Raw genomic sequence first — 22,181 nt, 5'->3', positions numbered from 1 at the left:
GGTGGGGAAAGTAATGAATAAAATAAGCATAAAGGCTAGATTGCTCTTTTTAACTGCAATACCATTAGTGGCGATCTGTATACTCTCAGCGATTATATTGATCAGGGTATTTGAACAAAAGAGCTCTCTTGAGACGACACAAGAGAGGATCTTAGAGGTTGAATCTTTAGCAAAAGCTATACACTACATGCAGATAGAGAGGGGTCTGAGCGTAGGGCATGCGGCAAGCGGAGGTAAAAGCAAAAGATGCGATTCCTCCTATACGAGAGAGGGTTAACAGCGCGATTGAAGAGATTAAAGAGGTGTTTAAAAAAACGGGTGGAGACAGTTCGGTTTTAAACAATATAAGCGATCTGAACCAAAAAAGAAGCTCTATAGATGAGCTTGCTCTAAGCGGTCCTGAGGTAGGAGCCTACTTTTCAAAAAGCATTGTCGCGATAATTGATACTGCTACCACGATACCATCACATATGGATGTTATGGATGACAGAAACACAATTCAGGCATACACTCACTTAGCTTCAACAAAAGAGCAGCTTGGGCAAATAAGGGCAAACCTAAACGGTGCATTTACAAGAGATGAGTTTGCAGGAAACACCTACTTTACCTTTGGTGGCAATATAGGCGCATACAGGGTCAACCTGCGAAAGTTTACCACACTTGCACCGGATGAGATAAGAACGTTTCACGAAAGAACCTTCCAAGGCGAGGTTGTAGATAATACCATGGCACTGATGGATCTTGCTATGCATAAAGGGCTGGATGGAAACTTTGGGGTGGATCCAAAAATGTGGTTTAAAAGTTCTACCGCTTCTATTGAACTGCTTAGAGATGTCGAGCTTGAACTTTTCAAATACGTACTTGCTTCAAACAATAAAAAGATAGGTGACACAAAAAATGAGATTATTATAGAGGTATCTTCGGTTGCGATCCTTATAATTTTTATTTTGGTGTTTACTCTTTACTTTATAAAAAACTCTATCTCAAGACCGATAGAGAGCTTTAAAGAGACACTGCTTAAGATCAGCAAAAACAATGACTTGACAATAAAAGCAGATGAAAAAGCGCCGTTTGAGATCTCTCAAATGGCAAAAGGTTTTAACAACCTCATATCTACACTAAAAGACCTAATAGACGTCTCCAAACAGTCATCAAGCGAAAACGCTTCCATCTCACATGAGCTATCAACTACCGCAATGGGTGTTGGAGAGAATGTTGAGAAGTCTGTTTTAGTAATAGATGAAGCGACTAAAAAAGCAAACAGCATAAAAGATGAGATAGCTCAGGCTATAAGCGATGCACAAGAGAGTAAAAAAGAGATCATCAAAGCGAATGACAATCTTGATCTGGCACGTACAGAGATAGTAAGTCTTACAAATAAAGTTCAAAGTTCAGCTCAGCTTGAAGTAGAGCTCTCACAAAGAATGCAGACACTCTCTCATGATGCAAATGAGGTAAAGAGTATCTTAGAGATAATCTCAGACATTGCAGACCAGACAAACCTGCTTGCACTCAATGCCGCTATAGAAGCTGCCCGTGCAGGTGAACATGGAAGAGGATTTGCGGTTGTGGCAGATGAAGTAAGAAAACTTGCAGAGAGAACTCAAAGAAGCTTGACTGAGATAAATGCGACAATAAATGTCATTGTTCAATCTATTGTCGATGTCAGCACTCAGATGAACTCCAACTCTGAAGATATTCAAAAGCTATCTGAAAATGCAACCGATGTTGAAGTTAAGATCAATGAGAGTGTAGGAATTGTAAAAGATGCGGTAAGAGCAAGTGATAAAACAGTAAACGACTTTGAGAAGACGGGAAGAGATGTTGAGTTTATAGTATCTCAAGTCTCAGAGATAAATGAGATATCATCTAAAAATGCAAGAAATGTCGAAGAGATAGCAGCTGCGGCTGAGCATCTAAACTCTATGACAGATGAGCTTCATGCTAAGTTGGAGACGTTTAGAACGTAATTTAACGACTCCCGTCAAAACTCCTATTTTACGGAGCTTTGACAACTTTATTTAGATTGACAAATTTGGCAAATTTACCTAAAATGTTAAAAAAATAAAAGATGCGCAAATGAGCAAAAAAAGAAGCCTATGTCAATTATGAAACTAAACCTAAAAGCAAAACTGCTTCTTCTATCCATCATCACTATATCTTTTATACTGGTTCTCTCTTTTATGCTTCTCTTCAAGGCATCAAGCGATAAAACAAATCTTGAGACAACAAAATACCGCATACTCGAAGCACAGGCAATCTCAAGAGTTATACACTTTATGCAGATAGAGAGAGGTCTTATGACCGGTCTTATTGCAAGTGAGAATCTCAACAGCAACGACGATAAACTTATATCTGCTATGAATGACCTAGACAGTGCCATCGATGATGCAAAATTTACATACTCATATACAAAAAACAGCAGCAACTATATTATGGATGTTATAAGCGATGTTAAGACAAACAGAAAATCTATCTATCTGCTAAATCTCTCAACAACCGATGCTAAAAACTACTACACAAAAAACATAGCAACACTTCTTAATTTTACAAGAACTATTCCATCTATGATGAATGACAAAGAGAATAGAAATATCATACAGGCATATACTCATCTATCGGCTGCAAAAGAGGCTCTTGGGCAGATGAGAGCTACTCTAAGCGAGGTTTTGATCTATCATAAGTTCTTAAAAAATACACTCACCTCTTTTGCCGGTAATCTTGAAGTATACAACCTAAACAGCATGAGCTTTCAAGCTATAGCTCCAGATGAGATACTGATATTTTACTATGACACCTTCAAGGGAGATGACGTAGATGAAGCTTTTAGGATAATAGAAGAAGCACTAAAGAGTAAAAGCGAGCATCTCTTTGACACGAGTTCCGACTACTGGTTTGAGAAATCAACAAAAACGATAAACCTTTTAAAAGCCGCAGAAGACAAGCTATTTAACGAAGTGAACAAGATAATCAACAACAAACTTGACTTTGCCTTTTATGAGATACTTGCCCTTAGTATCTTTCTAATCTTCAGTATTTTCACGCTGACTATTTTAATGATTATGGCCATTAGAACAGTTCTGTTTAAAACAGATGAGCTTGAACAGGTTCACAGCGACTCGCTGCTGCTTTTAGAACAGTACAAATCTGCAGTTGATAGAAGTTTTATCGTCTCAAAGACAGATGCAAAAGGGGTAATAACCTACGTCAATGATGAATTTTGCAAGATCAGCGGTTACTCTGAGAGCGAGCTTTTAGGAAAGCCTCACAATATCGTAAGACATCCTGAGACTCCAAAAGAGGCTTTTAAGTCCATGTGGTACACCATAAAAAATCTTAAACAGCCATGGTCGGGAGAGCTTCAAAATCTAAATAAAAACGGTACATCCTACTGGGTAAAAGCCGTTATAAATCCTATTATGGACAGGAACGGAAATATTGTAGAGTATATAGGGGTTAGAACAAATATATCTGAGATAAAAAGCGCTTCTACAATGGACTTCTTAACTGGTTACGGAAACAGAACAAAGCTAAACAGCGACATACACTCTTTTAAAAATCTCTCTATCGCTATCTTTAATCTGGACAACTTTAGACAGATAAATGACTTTTACGGTCATGAGTTCGGAAACGAGGTCATAAAAGCGCTCTCGGATAAAATATACAACTTCATCTTTAGCGACGCCGCTCTCAGGTTTTACCGGCTTCAAGGAGATGAGTTCGTAATACTTGGGTCTTCCTGCTCAAAAGAGCTGTTTGAAGAGATAGTCAAAGGCGTCTTAAAAGAGATAAAAGAGGGTATCAAGATAGAGAATGAACAGATACTGACTTCGTGCAGCTGCGGAATATCTTTTGAAGAGGATAAGAACAAACTCCTCTCTACTGCAAATATGGCACTAAAGATCGCCAAAAAAAGCAACAGTAACTACCTTGTCTATAAAGAGAGTATCTCTCTGAACAAAGAGTACGAGAACAACATAAAGTGGAGCAAAAAACTCTCAGACGCCCTAAGGGATAAAAACATCATAACCTACTATCAGCCTATCGTAAACAACTCGACTCTTGCCTACGAGAAGTATGAGTGTTTAGTTAGAATGAGGGATGATGATAAAGTTATAGCTCCGTTCTTCTTTCTTGAGATTGCAAAGCAGACAAGACAGTACTTTGATATTACAAAAACTGTTATAGAACAATCATTTGAAATGTTCAAGGACAAAGATGTCGAGTTTTCTATCAATCTTTCTATTAACGACATACTAGAGCCACAAATCTCCGAATATATTATTATGATGCTAAAGAGATATGGCATTGGTTCAAAAATCGTTTTTGAGATAGTGGAGTCTGAATATATTGAAAAATTTGAAGATGTAATGGCTTTTATAACAAAGGTCAAGAAGTATGACTGTAAAATAGCCATCGACGATTTTGGAACAGGATACAGCAACTTTGAGTATCTTATAAAACTAAAAGCAGACTACCTAAAAATTGACGGCTCTCTTATAAAAAATATAGACAAAGACAACAATGCTTATCTTGTGGTATCTACAATTGTAGATTTCTCCAAAAAACTGGGCATGAAAACAGTTGCCGAATTTGTAGAGAGCGAAGAGATCTTTAAAGTAGTAAAAGAACTCGGTGTTGACTACTCTCAAGGCTACCACTTTCAGCAGCCGCAAAAAGATCTCTAAAGAGTGCCTACTTGAAACCGCAAACTCCTAGAAAAATAGTTCTCATAGGAGCCTCAACAGGAGGTCCTGGGCAGATAGAGAAGATAGTAAGCTCGCTGCCCCTACTAAGTGACACAGCCGTTGTTATAGCTCAGCATATGTCTATGGATTTTATACCGAGCTTTACAAAACGCTTAAAAGAGCTTAGCGTAAACAATATTAGTATGGTGGGCGACAACACATCTGTTGAATCAGGACACATCTATCTTTGTCACGGAATCACATCTGTTAGAAAAGATGGATACGGCTTAAAGTTCAGTGTTGAATCATCACAGCAGCATAAATATAACCCTGATATAAATTCTGTATTTAGCTCCTTTGTCCCTTTTTCACAAGAGATAGAGATGCTAGGAGTTATACTCACGGGCATAGGTAATGACGGTGTAGAAGGGTGCAGACAGCTCTCTCTTAAATGTGTTAGAACAATAACTCAGGATGAAAAGAGCGCTATAGTTGACGGTATGCCAAGCAGAGCAAGAAAAGAGATACAAAATATAGAGATAGACGATATAGCAGGAATTAAAGAGAAGATAAGGAATTTTTGCAACTGATGTTTGGTTTTTTAAAAAAGAAAGAGCAGATTTTAGAGAGTACCTCGCAAAGTGTCATACAAGATTTCAGAGATGTAGTGCCTGTTGCAGAGTTTTTTAAAAATGAAACAGGCGTAACCTTTGACAAACAGGTCTCTATATTACAAAATAAGGTCACAACATTTTGTAAACAAAGAGATATTGACTCATTTTCAGATCTCTTAAAAAAAGTCCAAGGCAACAAAGAGCTAAAACAGGAACTTGTTGACTATCTTACAACAAACGAGACATTCTTTTACAGAGAGTTCAAACAGATAGAGGAGCTTGTGAAATTAGTAAAAGAGACTTATACAGAAGTTGCAATTTTATGCGCTCCATCAGCAACAGGCGAAGAGCCATACGGCATTGCCATAGCCCTCCTTGAGTCAGGTGTAGCTCCAAGCAAATTTCATATAACAGGCATTGATATTAACTTTGATGCCACTTCAAAAGCAAAAAAAGCGCTCTACAAAGAGAGAAACGTAAGAAATCTTTCCCAAAATATTATCGAGAGATACTTTACAAAAAGTGATTCACTCTACGCCTTAAAAGAGTCGGTTAAATCGCAAGTGTCATTCAGAGTTATAAATCTGTTTGACCCATCTTTTAAAAATATCGGAAAGTTTGATTTTATATTTTCAAGAAATATGCTTATCTATTTCGATAAAGAGACAAAACTAAAGGCAAAAGAGATTTTAGAAGATTTAAGAAAAAATCCAAATCAAAAGATTTTTTTCGGACATGCGGATCTGTTTTAAAAATTATTCATAAAGTCTGATAAATAGAGGAAAAGTTTTAGATTTGGTGTAGGTTGTGTTTAACTTCGACAAAGGCGTACTAACGTACGTCGAAGTCGAAGTTTGACGCAAGATGCGCCGAAGCTAGAAGTTTTTTTAGACGCGAGCTTCTTCGCGGCGTTGTAGGTACGCCCACTGCGCATCTACACGCTCTTGCCACTCTTTAATAAGATACTTGTACTCATCTTTAAAGAGGTGCTTAAAACGTCCCTGAGCAGCTAAATACTCCTCAACAGGAACAACGTTCTTAGGTCTGTAAGTAATATTTAACTCATGCCCGTCAATTATCTCATAAAGTGGGAATACTAAAGAGTCTGTTGCCAGATCTGTTAGGTGCATCGTATCTTTAGGGTCAAACTTCCACTCTGTTGTACAAGGGGAAACTGCATTAATAAAAACAGGTCCATCAACTGAAAAACCGTGCTGGATCTTCTTTACCATATCCTTCCACTTGTTTGGAGCAACTTGAGCAGCATATGGAATACCGTGTGCAGCCATAATACCCATCAAATCTTTTTTGTTTTTCTTCTCACCGTAACTTACACGACCTGCAGGTGATGTAGTAGCACTTGAACCTATTGGAGTAGATGATGATCTCTGTCCACCCGTATTTGCATAAACCTCGTTATCAAGAACAACGTGCATTATATTGTGACCGCGCTCCATACATCCAGATATCCACTGGAATCCGATGTCATAAGAAGCACCGTCTCCTGCAAAAGATACAAACTTAGGATTACGCTCAGGCTGCTTAAGGCGATTTTTTCTCTTAAGTACTTTGTACATACTCTCTGCACCCGCAACTGCAGTCGAGCTGTTCTCAAATCCGATATGTATCCAAGAAGCATCCCATGACGTATATGGGTAAACTGCCGTACAAACTTCAAGACAGCCTGTCGAAGCAGACAGAACCAAGTCATCATTTGTTGCATTTAAAACTTCACGAACTATAATAGAGTGCGCACATCCGGGACATAAAAGGTTAGCACCCTCAAAGCGGTCAGCCGATGTTGAAAACTCTTTTAAGTTTTTTATTTTTTTCATTTCACTCACGGTTTTCTCCTTATAAGTATGCTAATTTCGGTCCACGAACACCGATAAACTGCTGTAGAGGCGTAGTAACTTTACCGGCATCAATGTTTGCTTGAAGCTCTTTAAAGAGAGCAACTAAATGAGCTTTTGTTAAGTCACGACCGCCTAGTCCATACACATATCCGCTAAGCATAGCTTTTGTATCAGTATTGAAAAGTGAACCTGCGATCTCGTTAAAGAGCATTCCCACAGTTCCGTTTGGTGATGAGCGGTCAAGTGCAGCGATCGCCTTAACACCTTTTAATGCCTCAGCAATTTCAAGGAACGGGAACGGACGAATAACTCTTATTCCGACTACACCTGCTTTAATACCCTCTGCTCTCATCTCAGTTGCAACTTCACGAGCAGTCTCGACTGAAGTACCCAGACAGACAACACATACATCTGCATCATCCATATCGTACTTCTCTACTATGTTGTACTTACGACCGCTTAATTTCTCAAAATCATCAAAAGCAGCTTGGATTTTTGGCATAACTTTTGTCATAAGATCATTATGTTGGCGAGCTTTATGCTCAAAATGCCAATCTTCTTCCGTTTGAACACCGTGAGTTACAGGATGTTCAAAGTCAAGCATATCGTTCATAGGTTTAAAATCACCGACAAATCCGTAAGCTTTATCATCCGTCAAAGTGTGAACACCCTGTGCCGTATGAGAAGTCATAAATCCATCTTGATGAACCATACAAGGAAGTCTTACATCGTGATCTTCACTCACTCTAAATGCTACAAAGTTCAAGTCATAAGCATCTTGAGGGCAGTAAGCGTCAAGCTGAATCCATCCGCTGTCACGACCTAGGTACATATCAGAGTGGTCACCGTTAACGTTAAGCGGAGCAGCAAGCGCACGGTTAACAACGTTTAAAACGATAGGCAGACGCATACCGGAAGCTTGATAAAGCGTCTCGACCATAAGCGCAAAACCCTGAGAAGAAGTAGCCGTTGCAACACGACCACCTGCAGCAGCAGCACCGATACATGCACTCATTGCAGCGTGTTCTGACTCTACCATAACAAACTCACCCTCAACGTAACCGTCAGAGGTAAACTTTGCATATCCTTCAACTATAGGAGTTGACGGAGTAATCGGGTACGCGGCAACAACATCAACCTGAGATTGTCTTAGGGCTTGCGCAGCGGCAAAGTTTCCATCCCATACTTCGATATCTCTTAATTCCATTTTATCAAATGCCATTACGCTTCCTCCTCATCTTTTTTAGGCCAATTAGCGATCTCTGTCTCTTCATCGGCTTGTTCAGGGAACATTAGAAGTGATTTAGGGTTTGTAGGGCAAACCTCAACACATATTCCGCATCCCTTACAGTGATCCATATCTACGCCGATTAATTTTTTATCTCTTGAAATTATTGAAACATCCGGACAATATATCCAGCAAAATTGACAATCGATACAGTAATCTTTGTTAAATACAGGCTTAATCAATCTCCAGTCAGCCACACTTGCAGTGTATGAGCTGTTTTGAGAATATTCACGATCCTCTTGTCTCGTACCTGCAATATCATCTATCTTTCCGTCAAAAGTACGAAGCATAGCTCCGATCTCGAACTCATCCCATCCTTTTTTTGCCATCATAAATCCCTTACTTTACTTCATCGTATGCACGCTGAATTGCAAGCATATTAGCGTCGATGATCTTCTGTGGTAATTTTCCAAGAACTCTTTTCATACTCTCTTTGAAAAACTCTATTTCATACATTCCTGAAATTTTCATAAATGCGCCAAGCATCGGCGTATTTGGAATAGGACGACCTATAGTCTCATTTGCGATCGTAATACAATCAACAGTATAGACCTCTTTGCCCTCTAGTTTTGGTTGAGCTTTTTTTAGCTCTTCAGTACTCATGTGAGTTGTGATAATATATTTTGTACTATCTTTATGATTTATAGTAACGTCTGTTGTCATTACTAATGCAGGGTCAATAACAAAAACATAATCAGGTCTCATATATTTTTCGTGATTCATAATCACTTCCTCGTCAACACGGTTATAAGCCGTCATTGCCGCCCCACGTTTTGCAGAACCATAAAACGCAAATGCCTGAACATGTTTACCTGTTGTAGAAATAACATCAGCTAAACCTTTAGCACCGGTTACAGCACCCTGTCCAGCACGACTATGCCATCTAATCTCTAGCATAAACTCTCCTTCTCTTTTATATAAGAACCTTCAATTCTATTTTACCCCTTATTCTAGACAAGTTGCTCTTAAAAATAGCTTGATGTTTTATTCTTTTTTAAGAATAAAGCTAAGTGTGTTATTTTTTCCTATTTTGCAAGTAAACAGCCGCTTCCAGCGCATCATTCAATATAACATTTGTGAACATTTTTAATGTTTCATGCCCATCGTAACCACTTAAAACTCCTATGGAATTTATGTTGGCATTTTTGGCTGCGATAAGGTCAAGTTTTGTATCGCCTATCATCCAAATCTCTCTGTTTTTTGTATCCATTTTCTCCAGCGCTTTCATAATAGGTTCGGCGTGAGGTTTAGGATTTTCTACATCCTCTCTTCCGATAAGAACTTCAAAGTGGTGCATAATGTTAAAATGCTCCATAAGTATCTTGGAGTAGTGTCCCGTTTTTGTAGTAACGATTCCGAGAGTAGCAAATTGACTTGAGAGCTCTACTGCCTCTTTTGCATTTTTTAGAAGCTGTGTCTTTTGGGTCGATATATCCCTGTAATGCTCTTTGTATGTCATTATAATATCGGAAATAAGACTTTTTTGGACTCCCATGTTTTCATACATGATGTCAAGCGGATAGCCTATTAGCGACTTTATCTCTTCATCTTCCCTTCTTGAAAGCTCGTGAAGATCAAAAGAGCGGTGAAACGACTCCAAGATAGCCTCAGTGGAATCAATTAAAGTGCCGTCGAGATCAAACAAAATTATCAAACTATTTCTCCCATTTTATGTAGTTGTGCCAGATGCCGCTTGGGCTTGGTTCTATATTTTTTATATCTTTACTTACCGTTGCAATTGAGTTTGGAATATATAAAAAAAGGTACGGATTCTCATCGGTTATTATCTTAAACATCTCTTGCCACGAGCGAGACAACCGCTCTTTATCAACCATGCTTTGAGACTCCTCTATCATTTTGTCCATCTTGGGATTATGATAGCCGACAAGATTGAAACCACCCTGCTTATCATTGTCGCTGTGCCAAAACATATATGGGTCAGGCGTAGGTGAGAGAGCCCATCCAAGCAGCACACTGTCAAATTTATGAGGAAAAACAACCATATTTAAAAAGGCCTGCCACTCCATAACCCTTAACGTAACAACAACACCGGCTTTTTTTAACTGATGCTGAAGTATCTGTGCGGCGTAAGGTCTTATTTCGCTCGAATTTGAAGTCGCTATCTCAAAAGTAAAGGGGTTTTTCTCATCATATCCAGCCTCGCGTAAAAGCTCTTTTGCTCTTTTAATATCATGCTTTGGCGCTTTGACATCCTCATTAAAAGCTTTTGTGCCGGGCAAGAACGGTCCGGTGCAAACCTTTGCATGGCCGAAGAAAAGAATATCTACAAGTTCATCTCTGTCAATAGCTAACGACAGAGCTTCCCTTACTCTTGGGTCTTTAAACTTCTCTAAACGAAGATTAAATCCGAGATAGGTATATGACTTAGAGATGTTCTCATAAATATTGAACTCTTCAAAAAAGCTGCTCTGCAACTGCTTCTCATACTGCATAGGCTCAATACTTCCTACATCAAGAGCGGACGATTTTAACATCATAAAGCGCGTCATAGGATCGGCAATAACATGAAAAGATATCTGATCTATCTTTGCTCTGCCCTCAAAGTACTCATCAAAGGCTTTGAGTATGATATTTTTTGAGTGCTCCAGTTGATGCAGAGTGTAGGCTCCCGTACCGATTGGGTTTGTGTTAAAAGGAGAGCTCATAAGATTTTCTTCATCTTTTAAAATATGCTCGGGCAGTATTCCCATCATCCAAGTCTCTAGCGCTTTAAAGTAAGGCTCTTTATAGCTTACCTTCAGAGTGAACTCATCTACTGCTTCAACACTCTCAACAAACCTGAAGTTTGAGCTGTATGGAGAGCTTATCTTTGGCGAAATTAGCACTTTATAAGTAAATATCACATCTTTTGCGCTGAACTTCTTGCCGTCATGCCACTTTACATTTTTGCGAAGTTTAAAGATCAGTGTCTTCTCATCTTCAAAATAGAACTCCCGAGCCAAATCACCTATGATCGTGGATAGATCTTTGTCATATTTTACAAGTCCGTTAAATAAAAAACCGGTGATCTCGGATGAACTTGAATCGGTCGCCAAAACTGGATTGAGTCTCGATGGATTTGCGGAAGTCGCCAGATGAAGTGTTGATGCGAATATGTTTAATGATAAAAAAAGTATTAGTAAGTAGCGCAAAACAACTCTTTTTTTGAGTGATTATACCAAAGTAAAGTAGAAGAAGTTGTTAATGAAAAATTGGAATGAGTTTTTAACAGTGCAAAAAGCACTGAAAAAAAGTTTTCGCGGCGATTAACGCTTAGAAAACTGGCGAGAACGACGAGCTTTACGCTTACCTGGCTTCTTACGCTCAACAACACGTGAATCACGAGTCATCATGCCCTCAGGTTTGAGGATCGCTTTTAACTCAGGGTTAAATTTTACAAGTGCGCGAGAGATACCGTGACGAAGTGCGTCAGCTTGACCACCGAAACCACCACCTAAAGTAGTAGCTACGATATCAACCGATGTATCTTGCTTAGTTAAGTTAAGCGGCTGCTTTACACGAAGTTTTTTCGCTTCTAGTCCACCTAACCATGCGTCTAATGAAAGACCGTTTACAGTCATATTTCCACTACCTGGAGTTAACCATACTTTTGCTATTGACGCCTTACGACGGCCTGTTGCATATACTTTTGCCATATAGTTATCCTTACTTAGCTAATTGTGCAGTGTGAGGATGCTCAGCACCTGCATATATTTTTAATTTTTTAAGCATTTTAGCGCCTAGCTTAGTTTTAGGAAGCATACCGCGAGTAGCCAGTTTGTACAGCTTCTCAGGATTTTTTTCTAAAAGCTCGGTCATCTTTACGCTTTTTGTGCTACCAAAGTACCCAGAATAAGAGAAGTACTCTTTGTTAGCGATTTTTCCAAGACCGTTGAATTTTGCTTTAGAAGCGTTAACTACTACAACATAATCTCCACAGTCGATATTTGGAGTAAAACATGGCTTGTTTTTACCACGAAGTATAGTTGCAACTTCAGTGATTATACGACCAAAAGTTTTACCTTCAGCATCAATCAAAACCCATTTTTGATCGATTTGTTCAGGAGTTGCAATTTTCGTAAATTTCATTCTTGAACCTTTCAAGTAATTTTCTTAACATCAACATAATAAAATGCCTGTTTAATTGGCGAAAGTATATCTTCTTAAGCTTATAAACAACTTAATTTATGTTTTTTTTAAGGTTTGTCTGCTCTGATTTTTTTGTTAAATTTTTAGAGCTGTTGTGAAAGTTTTATAAACATTCAATATTTAAAATGCTACAATTGAAGAAGTATGGAATTATACCGTATTTAAACAGACTAAACTAAAGAGTATTAATGAATAAAATTCGAGTGTTTAACAAGGGGTTGTTTACTGTTTTTTCACTTCTTTTTACTCTCTCTTTGGGTGCAGTGGAAAATCAGAGGGTGATAGAGGAGTTAAACTCCCCTATGCCTGAGATACCGCTAAAGAGAGCGATGGGTGATAGAGCCTACAACGATGCTATAAACTCGGGGGAGTATAGCTATGTTGGTAATTCAAAGTGCCGCCTTTGTCATAGGAACTTTTTTCTTGGAAGAAAAAACGATCCGCATGACCACGCAATGGAGAATCTTGTTGCATCCGGCGATGACAAGAACTCTCACTGCCTTATGTGCCACTCTACGGGTCACGGCACACCTACCGGTTTTGTAGATATGGAAAAAACTCCGCGACTTGCAAACGTTCAGTGCGAAGGGTGCCACGGTCCAGGCAATGTTCATATTGCGCTTGCAAAAGATAAAAGCAGAAATGAGGTCAAGAAGTTTACCGGCGGAGGTTTCCTGGCAGGAGAAGACAATCCGGAGATACTTAGAAAAATGTGTACAAGCTGTCATACCGAGCGTTGGAACAGATCTTACCACGACTTTGACAAAGCATATAACAGCTACAGAAAAGCTGATCCAAATACGGGACACTGATGATCTCTCTTGCAAAAAAATATACAGTTCCGTTAATACTGTTCTCATTGGTAGTGGGCATAGCTTATCTATCTTACTACAACTACAAAACGCAAAAAGATCTTCTGCTTAGACAACTCCACAACAACTCTCTTAATGTCGCAAGTTCTGTCTCCTCGGCAATAGAGCGCTTTCATGATATAAAATCAACCATAAACCTTCAAAAACTGGTAAATGATGTCTCTTTCAGGCTTGAAATATTTGAGTTTAGATATCTTGAGCAAAATGGCAAGATCAGAAACTCTATGTTTAAAGAGGAGATAGGAGAGGTTTTAACCTCTAAAAGTTTTAATGAGACAATAAAGAAAGAACGCAAACTAAACACTTTCCTTTTCGAGGTTCGCGACTTTGTAGAGGTTATGTCGATCTACTATCCGATATATCTTAACGAGAAGCTTATAGGGATTATTGATCTGGCAGTTGATATATCCGAATATAATCTTAAAAACGGTTCGCAAGACAGCTTCTCTATTCTTCGCAGACAATCTGACGTACTGAATCTGCTAAAATCAATGGAGGGTTCTATAACCAACAGCCTTACTATACTAGATAAAATAAACATAAATGATTTTTTGCGAGCGTATATAGAGTCGGCAAAAAACATAGTACAAATCTCAATCTTAGACAATAACCAATATATTATAGCAAGCAGTGACACTAAACTTATGGGAGAAAAACTTAGCAATAGCAATCTTCCTGACTCTACAATGCTCAGAATTGACGGAAAAACAAGATATAGAACAATTGTAAATTCTATTATGCATGATAAAAATTCAGATGTAAAACTAATGATTCTCATAGATGTATCTACTTACCTAGATCACGAGAACAGACTCTTCACAACCGCTACGGTAACGGCTCTTATCGCTCTTTTATTTGCACTATTTACCTCAAGGCTTATCTACTTCTCGGCGATCGAGCAGTCCAGAAGTGAAAAAGAGCGCCTGGAGCATCTGGTCAAAATGAGAACAAGAGAGATAGAACTCTTAAGTCAAACCGACTCTCTTACGGGTCTTTGGAATAGACGTCACTTAGAGGAGGCTCTGGAGAGTGAGTTTAAAAGGGCAAAACGTTACAACAAAGAGCTCTCAATAATGATAATAGATCTTGACCTTTTTAAAAATATAAACGACACCTACGGTCATATGGCAGGCGATGAAGTCCTCAGAGAGATAAGCGCAAAAATTAAAAAGTGCCAAAGGGAGACAGACTTTATCGGGCGTTACGGTGGCGAAGAGATCGTTATAATTCTGCCTGAGACAGATCTGCATACCTCTTCAAAGGTCGCAGAGGCGATAAGAGAAGAGATTGAAAAAGAGCCTGTTGAGTTTGAAGGAGAAGTGATAAATGTAACTGCCAGTATAGGTATCAGCAGTCTGCAAAGTGAACATGAGAACTACGCAACACTCTTCTCAGAGGCCGATGAAGCGCTCTATAACGCCAAAAAGCTTGGAAGAAACAGAGTCGAAGTCTTTTAGATCTTGCTGATCTTAACGCTATCTTTTAGGAGATAGCATATATACCCCTGGGCATCCTCTGCGGTTATCTCTTTAATTGCTCTCACATAGGAGCCGACTTGAGAGATATGTTCCTCATGGTGTGAAAAAGAGCTCTTATAATCGATGATATTCCAGCTTGCAAAAAGAGACCCTTTTTTTGAGTTCTCCCTTACCAACAGATCTATATATTTGAGATTTTTTTTGTATCTTATCGCCTTTTCTCTGTAACACTCCCCATCTATCAAAGAGAGAAACTCACTGCTATCAAGAAGCATCTCTACTCTGCGCTGCATATCTTCTATCTCTTCATCCTCCAAGATGTCGCCGTACTTGTTTATCATCATAGCTTTTGCACCAGGAATGCTTGCTATATCAAACTCTGGGAGCATCTCAAGCATATAGTGGAGTGCTATTCCAAAGTTTATAGATCTAAGATCATCATCCTGAACCTTCTCAAGACTCAAAATATCGCTCTGAGTTCCATAGTAGAGCTCTGTGTACTCCAGTGGCGTAATGCTCTTCTCTTCCCCTGTTTTATCTGCTCCATGGCATACCAAATTACCGCAGACCTGCTTTTTTAACTCTAAAATATCAAACATAGAGTCTTTTGATTTTAAAACTACAAAGAGATTCTCTCTTGCTCTTGTAAAAGCCACATACAGAGCATTCAAAGTATCTTCTCTCACAAGAGCTTTCTCTTTTAAAAGAGCTTTTGCATACTCTTCATCAACCCCGTCTCTGCCTTTTATACGCAGGTAGATATTTTTTAGCAAAATAGCGTCATACTCGTAGATGATTGCATCACGAGAAGGAGGTACTTTTTTAAGCCTGTCAATAACTATGACATGCTCAAACTCCAGCCCTTTTGACTTGTGAACAGTAAGTACTCTAACACCGTTTAACTCCGAAGCAGCTGCGCTGACATCCATTCTCTCATACTCGAACAGAAGCGCTTCTATATCACTGTAAAGAGATATTGCGCTTAAAAATCTCAAAAGATTGAAGTCATCGCTAAAAAGCCCGAACTCCTCTATTGCGCCTTTGACTATATCCAAGATTGTTGTTTTATTAAAATCTGCTCTTTTTATAGGACGCACTTGCTGTGAGATGAGCGCATAAAAGTTCTCTTTGTATATCTCTTCACCGAAATATTGATACTTCAGATACTCAAGGACTGCTTTAACACTATTTTGATTGATAAGCTTTGTGGTGGTCTCGGTTACGACATCTATTTTTTGCTCATGCAAAGCTCCCTCAACCTCTTGCCCGTCGCCGTTAGTAGCGCAAAGAACTGCTATCTCGTTTATTTGGGCTCCCATATCAAGAAGCCTCTTGACCTGTGCCACAACCTCTTCAAGGAGTTCATCATTTTGTACAACTTCTACATAACCGCCATCAGCCCCGTCTCTAACAAGTTGCGGCGTGTAATTTCTTATTCTCTGCTCAAAGACTCTGTTGACAAACTCCACAACCTCTTTTTGCGAACGATAGTTTGTCAAAAGCTTCTCTACATCTGTATTGTTCTGCTCTCTTACCACGTCAAAAAGAGCGCTTACCCCGCCGCGAAATCTATAGATGGACTGCTTTACATCTCCAACAAAAAAGAAGCTTCCGTTATCAAAGATGCCTTTACCCGAGGTTATCTCATTTATAAGCGGTTTTAGTATCTCATACTGCAATATACTGGTATCTTGAAACTCGTCAAGCAGCATATGCTCTATCTGCGCATCCAGCCTAAAGTACAAAAACTCGCTGTCATCAAGCAGATTGAGTATCTCATAAACTAAATATGTCACATCGCTAAAACTTAGCTCACTGTCATCCATATAGAGAGCTTTTTTGCTCTTTGCATAGATGTCAACAAGCTCTTTTATGGCAAAAAAGAAGTTCTGCTCTTTTGCTCTGTTTTGCTCTCTTATCGCCTCTTTTATCTTAAAGAGCAGAGTATCCATCTCTGGCGTAAAACACTTCTTAAAAGTACTGTACTCCAGCGTATCTCTTCCTATCCAAGCCTTTGCGCACAGCTCTTCAAAATTTTGTGCTTCAACAGACTTTATAGCCGTACTTGAAGCATCTTTGCATAAAGAGATGATATTTTTAAGCTCCTCCAAGCTGCCCATGGCACTCTTTTCAAACTCTCTGTAATCCTGCTTTTTAAACTCGATATGCTTTAGCTCAGCAAACTTTATATAGAACTCGTCTAAAAGGGAAAATATATCGGTAAGCCTTTTATTTGACTGTAAAGAGAGTGTAATGAGCGTCTCTTTTTTACCTGCAACGCTTACCTCTTTTAAAAAGCGTGAGAGAAGTTTTAGTTCGTGCTGTGAGCTGAATGTCGAGAAATCAGGCATCAAAGAGGCGTAGAGCGAGAATTTTCTAAGGATCTTCGTAAAGAAGCTGTCGATTGTCATTATCTTCGTATGTGCGTTTAAAAACTCATCCAGAACTCTTTTTCGGTTGGCAAGCAGATACTCACGTGATAGCTCGGTAACTTTGGCTATCTCATCAAGTTCGCCTCTGTGTTCAAGTTCTTCAAGCGTTTGGACTATCCTCTCCTGCATCTCGTTTGCGGCTTTGTTGGTAAAGGTAAGTGCGAGTATCTTCGATGGTTCAGCACCCTTAAAAAGCAGGCTAAGATAGCGTACAACAAGCATAAATGTCTTTCCGCTCCCCGCACTCGCCTCGTATGCCAGATTATTTATAAGCATTACACTTCTCTATTGTTTTATTGTTAAAAAATATAGTAAAAAGTAAAAATAATACACCCATTTGTAATATTATGGTACTATTATGGTGTTGGATTGCGGATTCGCGATCGGTAAAAAGTTCTGGCGGATTCGTCAGGGCTTTTTTGCTTTTATGGATATACTTTAAGCCCAACACCATCAACCTCTCCGAAACCATTTCTGTGAAACTTATCTTTTATAATATCAAATGCTCGATTATCTTGCTTAGGCTTTAGAACACTTAGTCCTATTGGGCGTGCAATTAAATCAGCTAATTGCAAACCTGCTGAATTACTCATTTTATTTGCCATAATAATTTCAAAAGGCATATTTATATTGCTATAGTTTTGTCCATCACAAATTCTTCTAAACTCCAGTTCAAGTTCATCATCCTCCTTCTTGCCACGTTGTTCAACAATTATATGTGTTGTTCTCATGTCTTGATCTTTTGATTTTAAAAATCTATGAGCTCTCTCCATACAATATGTCAGAGCTATATCATATGGGTTTTTTAACTTACTATATAGTTCATCTTTTTTAATAACTGTCGCTATTACGGTAAAATCTTCTTCTTCAATTATTTGAGTTAATTCTTCAATAAACGCATCTTTTTTACTTTTTGGTCTTAGTGTTTTAAAAACACTCTTATCTCTTCTAATCTCATTTTCATGCAATACAACCATATCGTGACCAAAATGCTTGAACTTAAAATCTTTGAGTTTTGTTACTGCACTTTGCGTATAGTTTTGTTTATTAAAAATACAAAATGCCAAAACAAATATAGGATACTCTTGATTTATAGAATCCAGAGAGTGGTCACCACTTTCATCAACATAAATAATGTAATCACTGTAATTATTTTCAGGCATTATTTCTATTTTCCTTTTGGTTGTTTATTGTACAATAAATTATGTACAAGCTTAACTTTCTAATATACCGCTTTCTACAAAGTTATTTAGCTTTTCTATTAGCTCTTTATCCTCTTCTTTAAAATACACTGTTTCTACATTATATTTATATATCTGATACAACATGTCTTGATTATTTTCTATAAACAGGAAATCTTCTTTTAGGTTTTCTTCTTTTTTATTTTCATTTTTTTGCTCTATACTTCTTCTTAATTTATCTATGAAAGTAGCTTTAATAATTTTTGGACTACCTGCTTTAAAAGCAATTTTACCTAATATAGCACTAGGAATGAGCTCTACAATATTCGGTAAGAATTTATCATGACTCGCTATACCGCCTCGCACTTTGATACTTTCCATTCTAAAGGTAAGATTATATTTTACAAATATAACAGTGATTAAAACAAGAAGAAATATTTCACTCTTTTCTTTCACATGACTTTTATACTCCAAACAATTATCTAACACTTGAATATATATTCTTGCATTTTTCTCTTCTGTTATTTTTATAGCTTTTAAAATTACTTCTTTATACTCATCTAAAGCACTATATTTTTCTTTATATATAGTTTCAAACAACTCATCTACCGTAGGATCTAAAAGTAAAAATTTATTTACGCTTTTCTCTTTAATCCTGCTAAATACTTCGCTGTCTCTCTCTTTAAAAAACTCTTGATTTGTAATGATGATAGTTTTTGTTTTAAACACTTCCGTTAAGTTAGTTATGAAACCAAACAAGTCATTTAAATCTATCTTTGATGACTTTCTCTCAAAATCATCAAAGCAAATAACTCCGCCATCCATTAAACTTTTTATCCCTTTTTTTATCTTTTGTTGATTATTCTCGGCTTCTACTTTTTCAGCACTTTCAGCTAATTCTACTTCTAATCCAAAAATAGAAACTTTAGGCATAAAACTAGTTACTTTTGTGAAAACTGAACAAGCCGAACTTATAATATCACTACTATCTTCTACAGAAAAATTATATGAAAATTGATATATCTCATTTTGCAACTCTTCAATAGAATCTTTACCATAAAGACTAAGAAAAATGTAACTTTTTCCTTTCTTTTTCAACTCTTTAATAAGCTCTTTTTCTATCTCTTTTTTCCAAAAATGGGTTTTTCCGCTTCCCCAAACTCCACTAAGCATAAGTATTTCGCCATTACGATTATCTTGATTTAAATAAGAATTTTCTCCATCAGTTAAATACTTTTTTATATCACTTTGATTTGCCATATCTACTCTCTACCACACATAATTTTATATTCGCAAAATTGGCAGTTTTTAACCTCTTCGCACTTGCTAAAGTTCACATCTTCGATGTTTAGCAGGTCTTTGATATTTGACTCCAAGACTCCGAGCTTTTCTCTTAAAAACGGTTCATCTACTATTTTTGACTCTTTAAGGTCATAGTATCCGCATCCGACGACATTGCCCAGTTTTTGAGCCAAAAGGTAGTAAAACTCCAGTTGAAAATCTGTTGCTTCGGTAAAATTTTTCTCGTTGTAGAGAGGGTAGGAGCCGGTCTTGTAATCAAGAACATATATATCGCTGCCTCTTCTGTCCACTCTGTCTATCTGCCCGCTGATACTCATGCCTGCAAACTCGGCTTGAAGAGTTACTTCGCACTGATCTACTCTCCATCCGTCCGCAAATCTCTTCACCTCGTTTTGGCAAAAAGCCTCCATACGTCTTGCTTGCATCGCCATTAGGTACTCTTCAAGCTCGCTCTCTCCGGAGGCATCTTTGAGCGCTGCATTCAGATCGCGCTTTAACTCATCCGCACTCTCGTAAAAACTTCTATTGGCGTATAGCTCTTTTAGTGCTGTGTGAACATCTGAGCCTATCTCATGCTCTTTTGGCATATCTTTTGGGATCTCGTGATTTTGAATTGATTTTACATAATGATAGTAATATTTTCTCTTGCATGTAAGAAATGTTTTGAGTCTTGTAGCGGATAGGTTTTTGCCTCTGAAACTGTACTCCAAAACAATATCCTCATCCTCTTTGAGCCTTGAGTTGCCTTTTGCAAAGAGTACTCTAGCATAAGAGTCTTCATCATAGACGCTCTTCTCTTTTATGCCAAGCTGTTTTAAAAATCTTGAAGCGCTGCTATCTTTGGATTTGACAAAAGATATTGCAACCTCTTTGCTTGAGTTTATAAGCATCTCGTAGTAATGTTTTTGCAGATTCTCTCTATCACTCATAGTCGGCAGGTTTGCCGCCTCTCTTACATTTGTGTTTAAGAACATATCTTTATCGCTCTTTTTAGGAACGTTTGAGTCGCTGAAATCAACGATTATCACTGCATCAAACTCTACCGAACGAGTTTCCAAAACACCCATAACTGTTATCTTTCCGCCTCTTACATCATCGATCGTTCTGCTGGATAATCTTTGCAAAAAAACCATAAGTAGAGATTTAACGCTCATCTCACTCATAAATGGGAGAATATTTTTAAGAGCATAAAGCTCCTCCTCAAAAATAGTAAGTTCGGCTCTAGTGGCTCTGTTCCCTTGTAAAAAACTCTCTTTATAGCTCTTTAGAAACTCTAAAATATCGCTCTCTTGGCTTTTTTTTGCATATATTGAGCGAAGCGGGATATAAAATTCATCCCCTACTCTCTCTAGTCTTGCTTCATTCTCTTTGGAGTCCTGCTCAATGTACTTGCATGTAGCATCCAGCTTCTCGTAGATGAAAGCCATGCTAAAAGGCTCTCCCATGGCAAAGTTGAAGTTTGATTTTTCATCAAAAGACCTAAGCAGCTGCGCAAACTTCTCATCTGGCAAAACTACCGCAATATTTTGGGGCTTATAGCCCATTTTAACAAAATCATATATCTTCTTTTTAACAAAGGCAGCCTGCAAAAGAGGTTCACTAAAAGAGTCGCATGTCACATTCGTGTTTTGCTCTATTCTCTCTTTGTGAAATACTTCTTTTGTATTGAGAGAAATTTTATATCTATACCCTGTCTCTAGATCTATGCCTATCTCTAAAAATTTTCTCTGCATCTTGGTGTTAAATCTGCTCGCACTAAAGAGAATATTGACACTGCTAAACGCACAACACCTCTCTAGAAGCTCAAGCTCGAAGTTTGTCAGATGGCCATCAACGTGAAGCTCTATGTTTTTATACTTTTTGACAAACGGTGCGTTAAAAGTGTAGAGTTTTGGCAGAAATATCCCATCCAAAAGCTTTCTCTCCCTGCATAGTGCTTCATACCTGCCGTAAAGCTCTTCAAGTATGGTTATATGCTCCTCATACTCTCCGTAGATATCAGATGTTGAGAGAGCTTTTATATTGTATCTCTCTGCGCTCAGCTCTTCAAAAAATTTAAATATATAGGATGAGTTTTTTGTAAAGGTAAAGAAGTTTCTCTGTATTTGAAGATTTTTGAAATTTTTAAAGTCACTCGCCTCAAGCAGCAGAAGGACTCTGCCGTCTTCATCGAGGGCTTTAAAACCTTCTACCATGCAGAGCTTTGAGATAAAATCACTCATGGTCGAATAGTTTGGAAGAAATAGGCTTAAACCCTCTATATGGAAGAGTTTTTGTCTTATTGCACGAGCCGAAGGGAGGACAATCAAAGATTCATTCAT

19 protein-coding genes are annotated in these 22,181 nt (G+C 38.1%); 7 read left to right on the top strand and 12 right to left on the bottom strand.

The annotated features are described in order from the left end of the window. Nucleotides 1–13 precede the first annotated feature (13 nt). The 5 genes from FCU45_RS09740 to FCU45_RS09720 all read left to right on the top strand — a co-directional run bounded on the left by FCU45_RS09740 (nucleotide 14) and on the right by FCU45_RS09720 (nucleotide 6,054). On the top strand, nucleotides 14–277 hold the full coding sequence (locus FCU45_RS09740; protein WP_137014745.1) for a hypothetical protein: 264 nt from the start codon (nucleotides 14–16) through the stop codon (nucleotides 275–277). Then, a complete protein-coding gene (locus FCU45_RS09735) occupies nucleotides 219–1,970 on the top strand; it encodes a methyl-accepting chemotaxis protein (RefSeq protein WP_246032285.1) in 1,752 nt (583 codons plus the stop codon). The genes FCU45_RS09740 and FCU45_RS09735 overlap by 59 nt, the downstream gene beginning before the upstream one ends. A 129-nt stretch (nucleotides 1,971–2,099) precedes the next feature. Next, on the top strand, nucleotides 2,100–4,688 hold the full coding sequence (locus tag FCU45_RS09730; RefSeq protein WP_246032284.1) for an EAL domain-containing protein: 2,589 nt from the start codon (nucleotides 2,100–2,102) through the stop codon (nucleotides 4,686–4,688). A gap of 11 nt (nucleotides 4,689–4,699) precedes the next feature. Then, a complete protein-coding gene (locus FCU45_RS09725) occupies nucleotides 4,700–5,278 on the top strand; it encodes a chemotaxis protein CheB (RefSeq protein WP_137014743.1) in 579 nt (192 codons plus the stop codon). Further along, the gene (locus FCU45_RS09720; protein WP_137014741.1) at nucleotides 5,278–6,054 is read left to right on the top strand and encodes a CheR family methyltransferase; all 777 of its coding nucleotides are present in this window, start codon (nucleotides 5,278–5,280) and stop codon (nucleotides 6,052–6,054) included. The genes FCU45_RS09725 and FCU45_RS09720 overlap by 1 nt, the downstream gene beginning before the upstream one ends. 135 nt (nucleotides 6,055–6,189) lie before the next feature. Here FCU45_RS09720 and FCU45_RS09715 read toward each other — a convergent pair whose 3' ends face one another. From FCU45_RS09715 to rplM, 8 genes are all read right to left on the bottom strand, one after another. Next, entirely contained in the window at nucleotides 6,190–7,146 is a 957-nt protein-coding gene (locus FCU45_RS09715; RefSeq protein ID WP_137014739.1) for a thiamine pyrophosphate-dependent enzyme, read from the bottom strand. Between the two features lie 10 nt (nucleotides 7,147–7,156). Then, nucleotides 7,157–8,380 (bottom strand): 2-oxoacid:ferredoxin oxidoreductase subunit alpha, encoded by a 1,224-nt coding sequence (locus FCU45_RS09710; protein ID WP_137014737.1) that lies wholly within the window; start codon nucleotides 8,378–8,380, stop codon nucleotides 7,157–7,159. Continuing rightward, entirely contained in the window at nucleotides 8,380–8,775 is a 396-nt protein-coding gene (locus FCU45_RS09705; protein ID WP_137014735.1) for a 4Fe-4S dicluster-binding protein, read from the bottom strand. The genes FCU45_RS09710 and FCU45_RS09705 overlap by 1 nt, the downstream gene beginning before the upstream one ends. 10 nt (nucleotides 8,776–8,785) lie before the next feature. Further along, nucleotides 8,786–9,343, bottom strand: coding sequence for a pyruvate flavodoxin oxidoreductase subunit gamma (locus FCU45_RS09700; protein WP_137014733.1), 558 nt, complete (start codon nucleotides 9,341–9,343; stop codon nucleotides 8,786–8,788). Nucleotides 9,344–9,461: 118 nt separating this feature from the next. Next, on the bottom strand, nucleotides 9,462–10,100 hold the full coding sequence (locus FCU45_RS09695; protein WP_137014731.1) for an HAD family hydrolase: 639 nt from the start codon (nucleotides 10,098–10,100) through the stop codon (nucleotides 9,462–9,464). Between the two features lies 1 nt (nucleotide 10,101). Then, complete coding sequence (locus tag FCU45_RS09690) at nucleotides 10,102–11,598, bottom strand: peptide-binding protein (protein WP_137014729.1); 1,497 nt, start codon at nucleotides 11,596–11,598, stop codon at nucleotides 10,102–10,104. Nucleotides 11,599–11,712: 114 nt separating this feature from the next. Beyond that, complete coding sequence (rpsI, locus tag FCU45_RS09685) at nucleotides 11,713–12,102, bottom strand: 30S ribosomal protein S9 (protein ID WP_137014727.1); 390 nt, start codon at nucleotides 12,100–12,102, stop codon at nucleotides 11,713–11,715. A gap of 10 nt (nucleotides 12,103–12,112) precedes the next feature. After that, a complete protein-coding gene (gene rplM, locus FCU45_RS09680; RefSeq protein ID WP_137014725.1) occupies nucleotides 12,113–12,535 on the bottom strand; it encodes a 50S ribosomal protein L13 in 423 nt (140 codons plus the stop codon). 248 nt (nucleotides 12,536–12,783) lie between these two features. On the opposite strand from rplM, the gene FCU45_RS09675 reads away from it, so the two are divergent. Together FCU45_RS09675 and FCU45_RS09670 are read left to right on the top strand one after the other, a co-directional pair. Continuing rightward, nucleotides 12,784–13,407: a cytochrome c family protein gene (locus tag FCU45_RS09675; protein ID WP_137014723.1), complete on the top strand. Its 624-nt coding sequence runs from the start codon at nucleotides 12,784–12,786 to the stop codon at nucleotides 13,405–13,407. Next, nucleotides 13,407–14,924 carry a GGDEF domain-containing protein gene (locus tag FCU45_RS09670; RefSeq protein ID WP_137014721.1) on the top strand — a complete coding sequence of 506 codons (1,518 nt, stop codon included), beginning with the start codon at nucleotides 13,407–13,409 and terminating at the stop codon, nucleotides 14,922–14,924. Before FCU45_RS09675 ends, FCU45_RS09670 begins: the two co-directional genes overlap by 1 nt. On the opposite strand, the gene FCU45_RS09665 is transcribed toward FCU45_RS09670, so the two are convergent. The 4 genes from FCU45_RS09665 to FCU45_RS09650 form a co-directional block, all read right to left on the bottom strand. Next, the gene (locus FCU45_RS09665) at nucleotides 14,921–17,653 is read right to left on the bottom strand and encodes a RecB-like helicase (RefSeq protein ID WP_137014719.1); all 2,733 of its coding nucleotides are present in this window, start codon (nucleotides 17,651–17,653) and stop codon (nucleotides 14,921–14,923) included. The two genes, FCU45_RS09670 and FCU45_RS09665, sit on opposite strands and share 4 nt — an antisense overlap. A gap of 149 nt (nucleotides 17,654–17,802) precedes the next feature. Beyond that, complete coding sequence (locus FCU45_RS09660) at nucleotides 17,803–18,540, bottom strand: DUF3800 domain-containing protein (protein WP_137014717.1); 738 nt, start codon at nucleotides 18,538–18,540, stop codon at nucleotides 17,803–17,805. 51 nt (nucleotides 18,541–18,591) lie between these two features. Further along, nucleotides 18,592–19,818, bottom strand: a complete 1,227-nt coding sequence (locus tag FCU45_RS09655) for a P-loop NTPase fold protein (RefSeq protein WP_137014715.1) — start codon at nucleotides 19,816–19,818, stop codon at nucleotides 18,592–18,594. A 2-nt stretch (nucleotides 19,819–19,820) separates the two neighbouring features. Next, nucleotides 19,821–22,181 carry a PD-(D/E)XK nuclease family protein gene (locus FCU45_RS09650; RefSeq protein WP_137014713.1) on the bottom strand — a complete coding sequence of 787 codons (2,361 nt, stop codon included), beginning with the start codon at nucleotides 22,179–22,181 and terminating at the stop codon, nucleotides 19,821–19,823.

Origin of the sequence: Sulfurimonas crateris (assembly GCF_005217605.1) — a bacterium.
In the GTDB taxonomy this organism is placed as follows: domain Bacteria; phylum Campylobacterota; class Campylobacteria; order Campylobacterales; family Sulfurimonadaceae; genus Sulfurimonas; species Sulfurimonas crateris.
The sequence above is the reverse complement of the archived record's forward strand: the minus strand, read 5'-3'. Positions and strand labels throughout refer to the sequence as shown.

Excerpts from the sequence above, each read along its gene's own strand:
- FCU45_RS09740 (WP_137014745.1), top strand. The coding sequence starts at position 14 with ATGAATAAAATAAGCATAAAGGCTAGATTGCTCTTTTTAACTGCAATA.
- FCU45_RS09735 (WP_246032285.1), top strand. The coding sequence starts at position 219 with ATGCGGCAAGCGGAGGTAAAAGCAAAAGATGCGATTCCTCCTATACGA.
- FCU45_RS09730 (WP_246032284.1), top strand. The coding sequence starts at position 2,100 with ATGTCAATTATGAAACTAAACCTAAAAGCAAAACTGCTTCTTCTATCC.
- FCU45_RS09720 (WP_137014741.1), top strand. The coding sequence starts at position 5,278 with ATGTTTGGTTTTTTAAAAAAGAAAGAGCAGATTTTAGAGAGTACCTCG.
- FCU45_RS09710 (WP_137014737.1), bottom strand. The coding sequence starts at position 8,380 with ATGGCATTTGATAAAATGGAATTAAGAGATATCGAAGTATGGGATGGA.
- FCU45_RS09705 (WP_137014735.1), bottom strand. The coding sequence starts at position 8,775 with ATGGCAAAAAAAGGATGGGATGAGTTCGAGATCGGAGCTATGCTTCGT.
- FCU45_RS09700 (WP_137014733.1), bottom strand. The coding sequence starts at position 9,343 with ATGCTAGAGATTAGATGGCATAGTCGTGCTGGACAGGGTGCTGTAACC.
- rpsI (WP_137014727.1), bottom strand. The coding sequence starts at position 12,102 with ATGGCAAAAGTATATGCAACAGGCCGTCGTAAGGCGTCAATAGCAAAA.
- rplM (WP_137014725.1), bottom strand. The coding sequence starts at position 12,535 with ATGAAATTTACGAAAATTGCAACTCCTGAACAAATCGATCAAAAATGG.
- FCU45_RS09675 (WP_137014723.1), top strand. The coding sequence starts at position 12,784 with ATGAATAAAATTCGAGTGTTTAACAAGGGGTTGTTTACTGTTTTTTCA.
- FCU45_RS09670 (WP_137014721.1), top strand. The coding sequence starts at position 13,407 with ATGATCTCTCTTGCAAAAAAATATACAGTTCCGTTAATACTGTTCTCA.
- FCU45_RS09665 (WP_137014719.1), bottom strand. The coding sequence starts at position 17,653 with ATGCTTATAAATAATCTGGCATACGAGGCGAGTGCGGGGAGCGGAAAG.
- FCU45_RS09660 (WP_137014717.1), bottom strand. The coding sequence starts at position 18,540 with ATGCCTGAAAATAATTACAGTGATTACATTATTTATGTTGATGAAAGT.
- FCU45_RS09655 (WP_137014715.1), bottom strand. The coding sequence starts at position 19,818 with ATGGCAAATCAAAGTGATATAAAAAAGTATTTAACTGATGGAGAAAAT.
- FCU45_RS09650 (WP_137014713.1), bottom strand. The coding sequence starts at position 22,181 with ATGAATGAATCTTTGATTGTCCTCCCTTCGGCTCGTGCAATAAGACAA.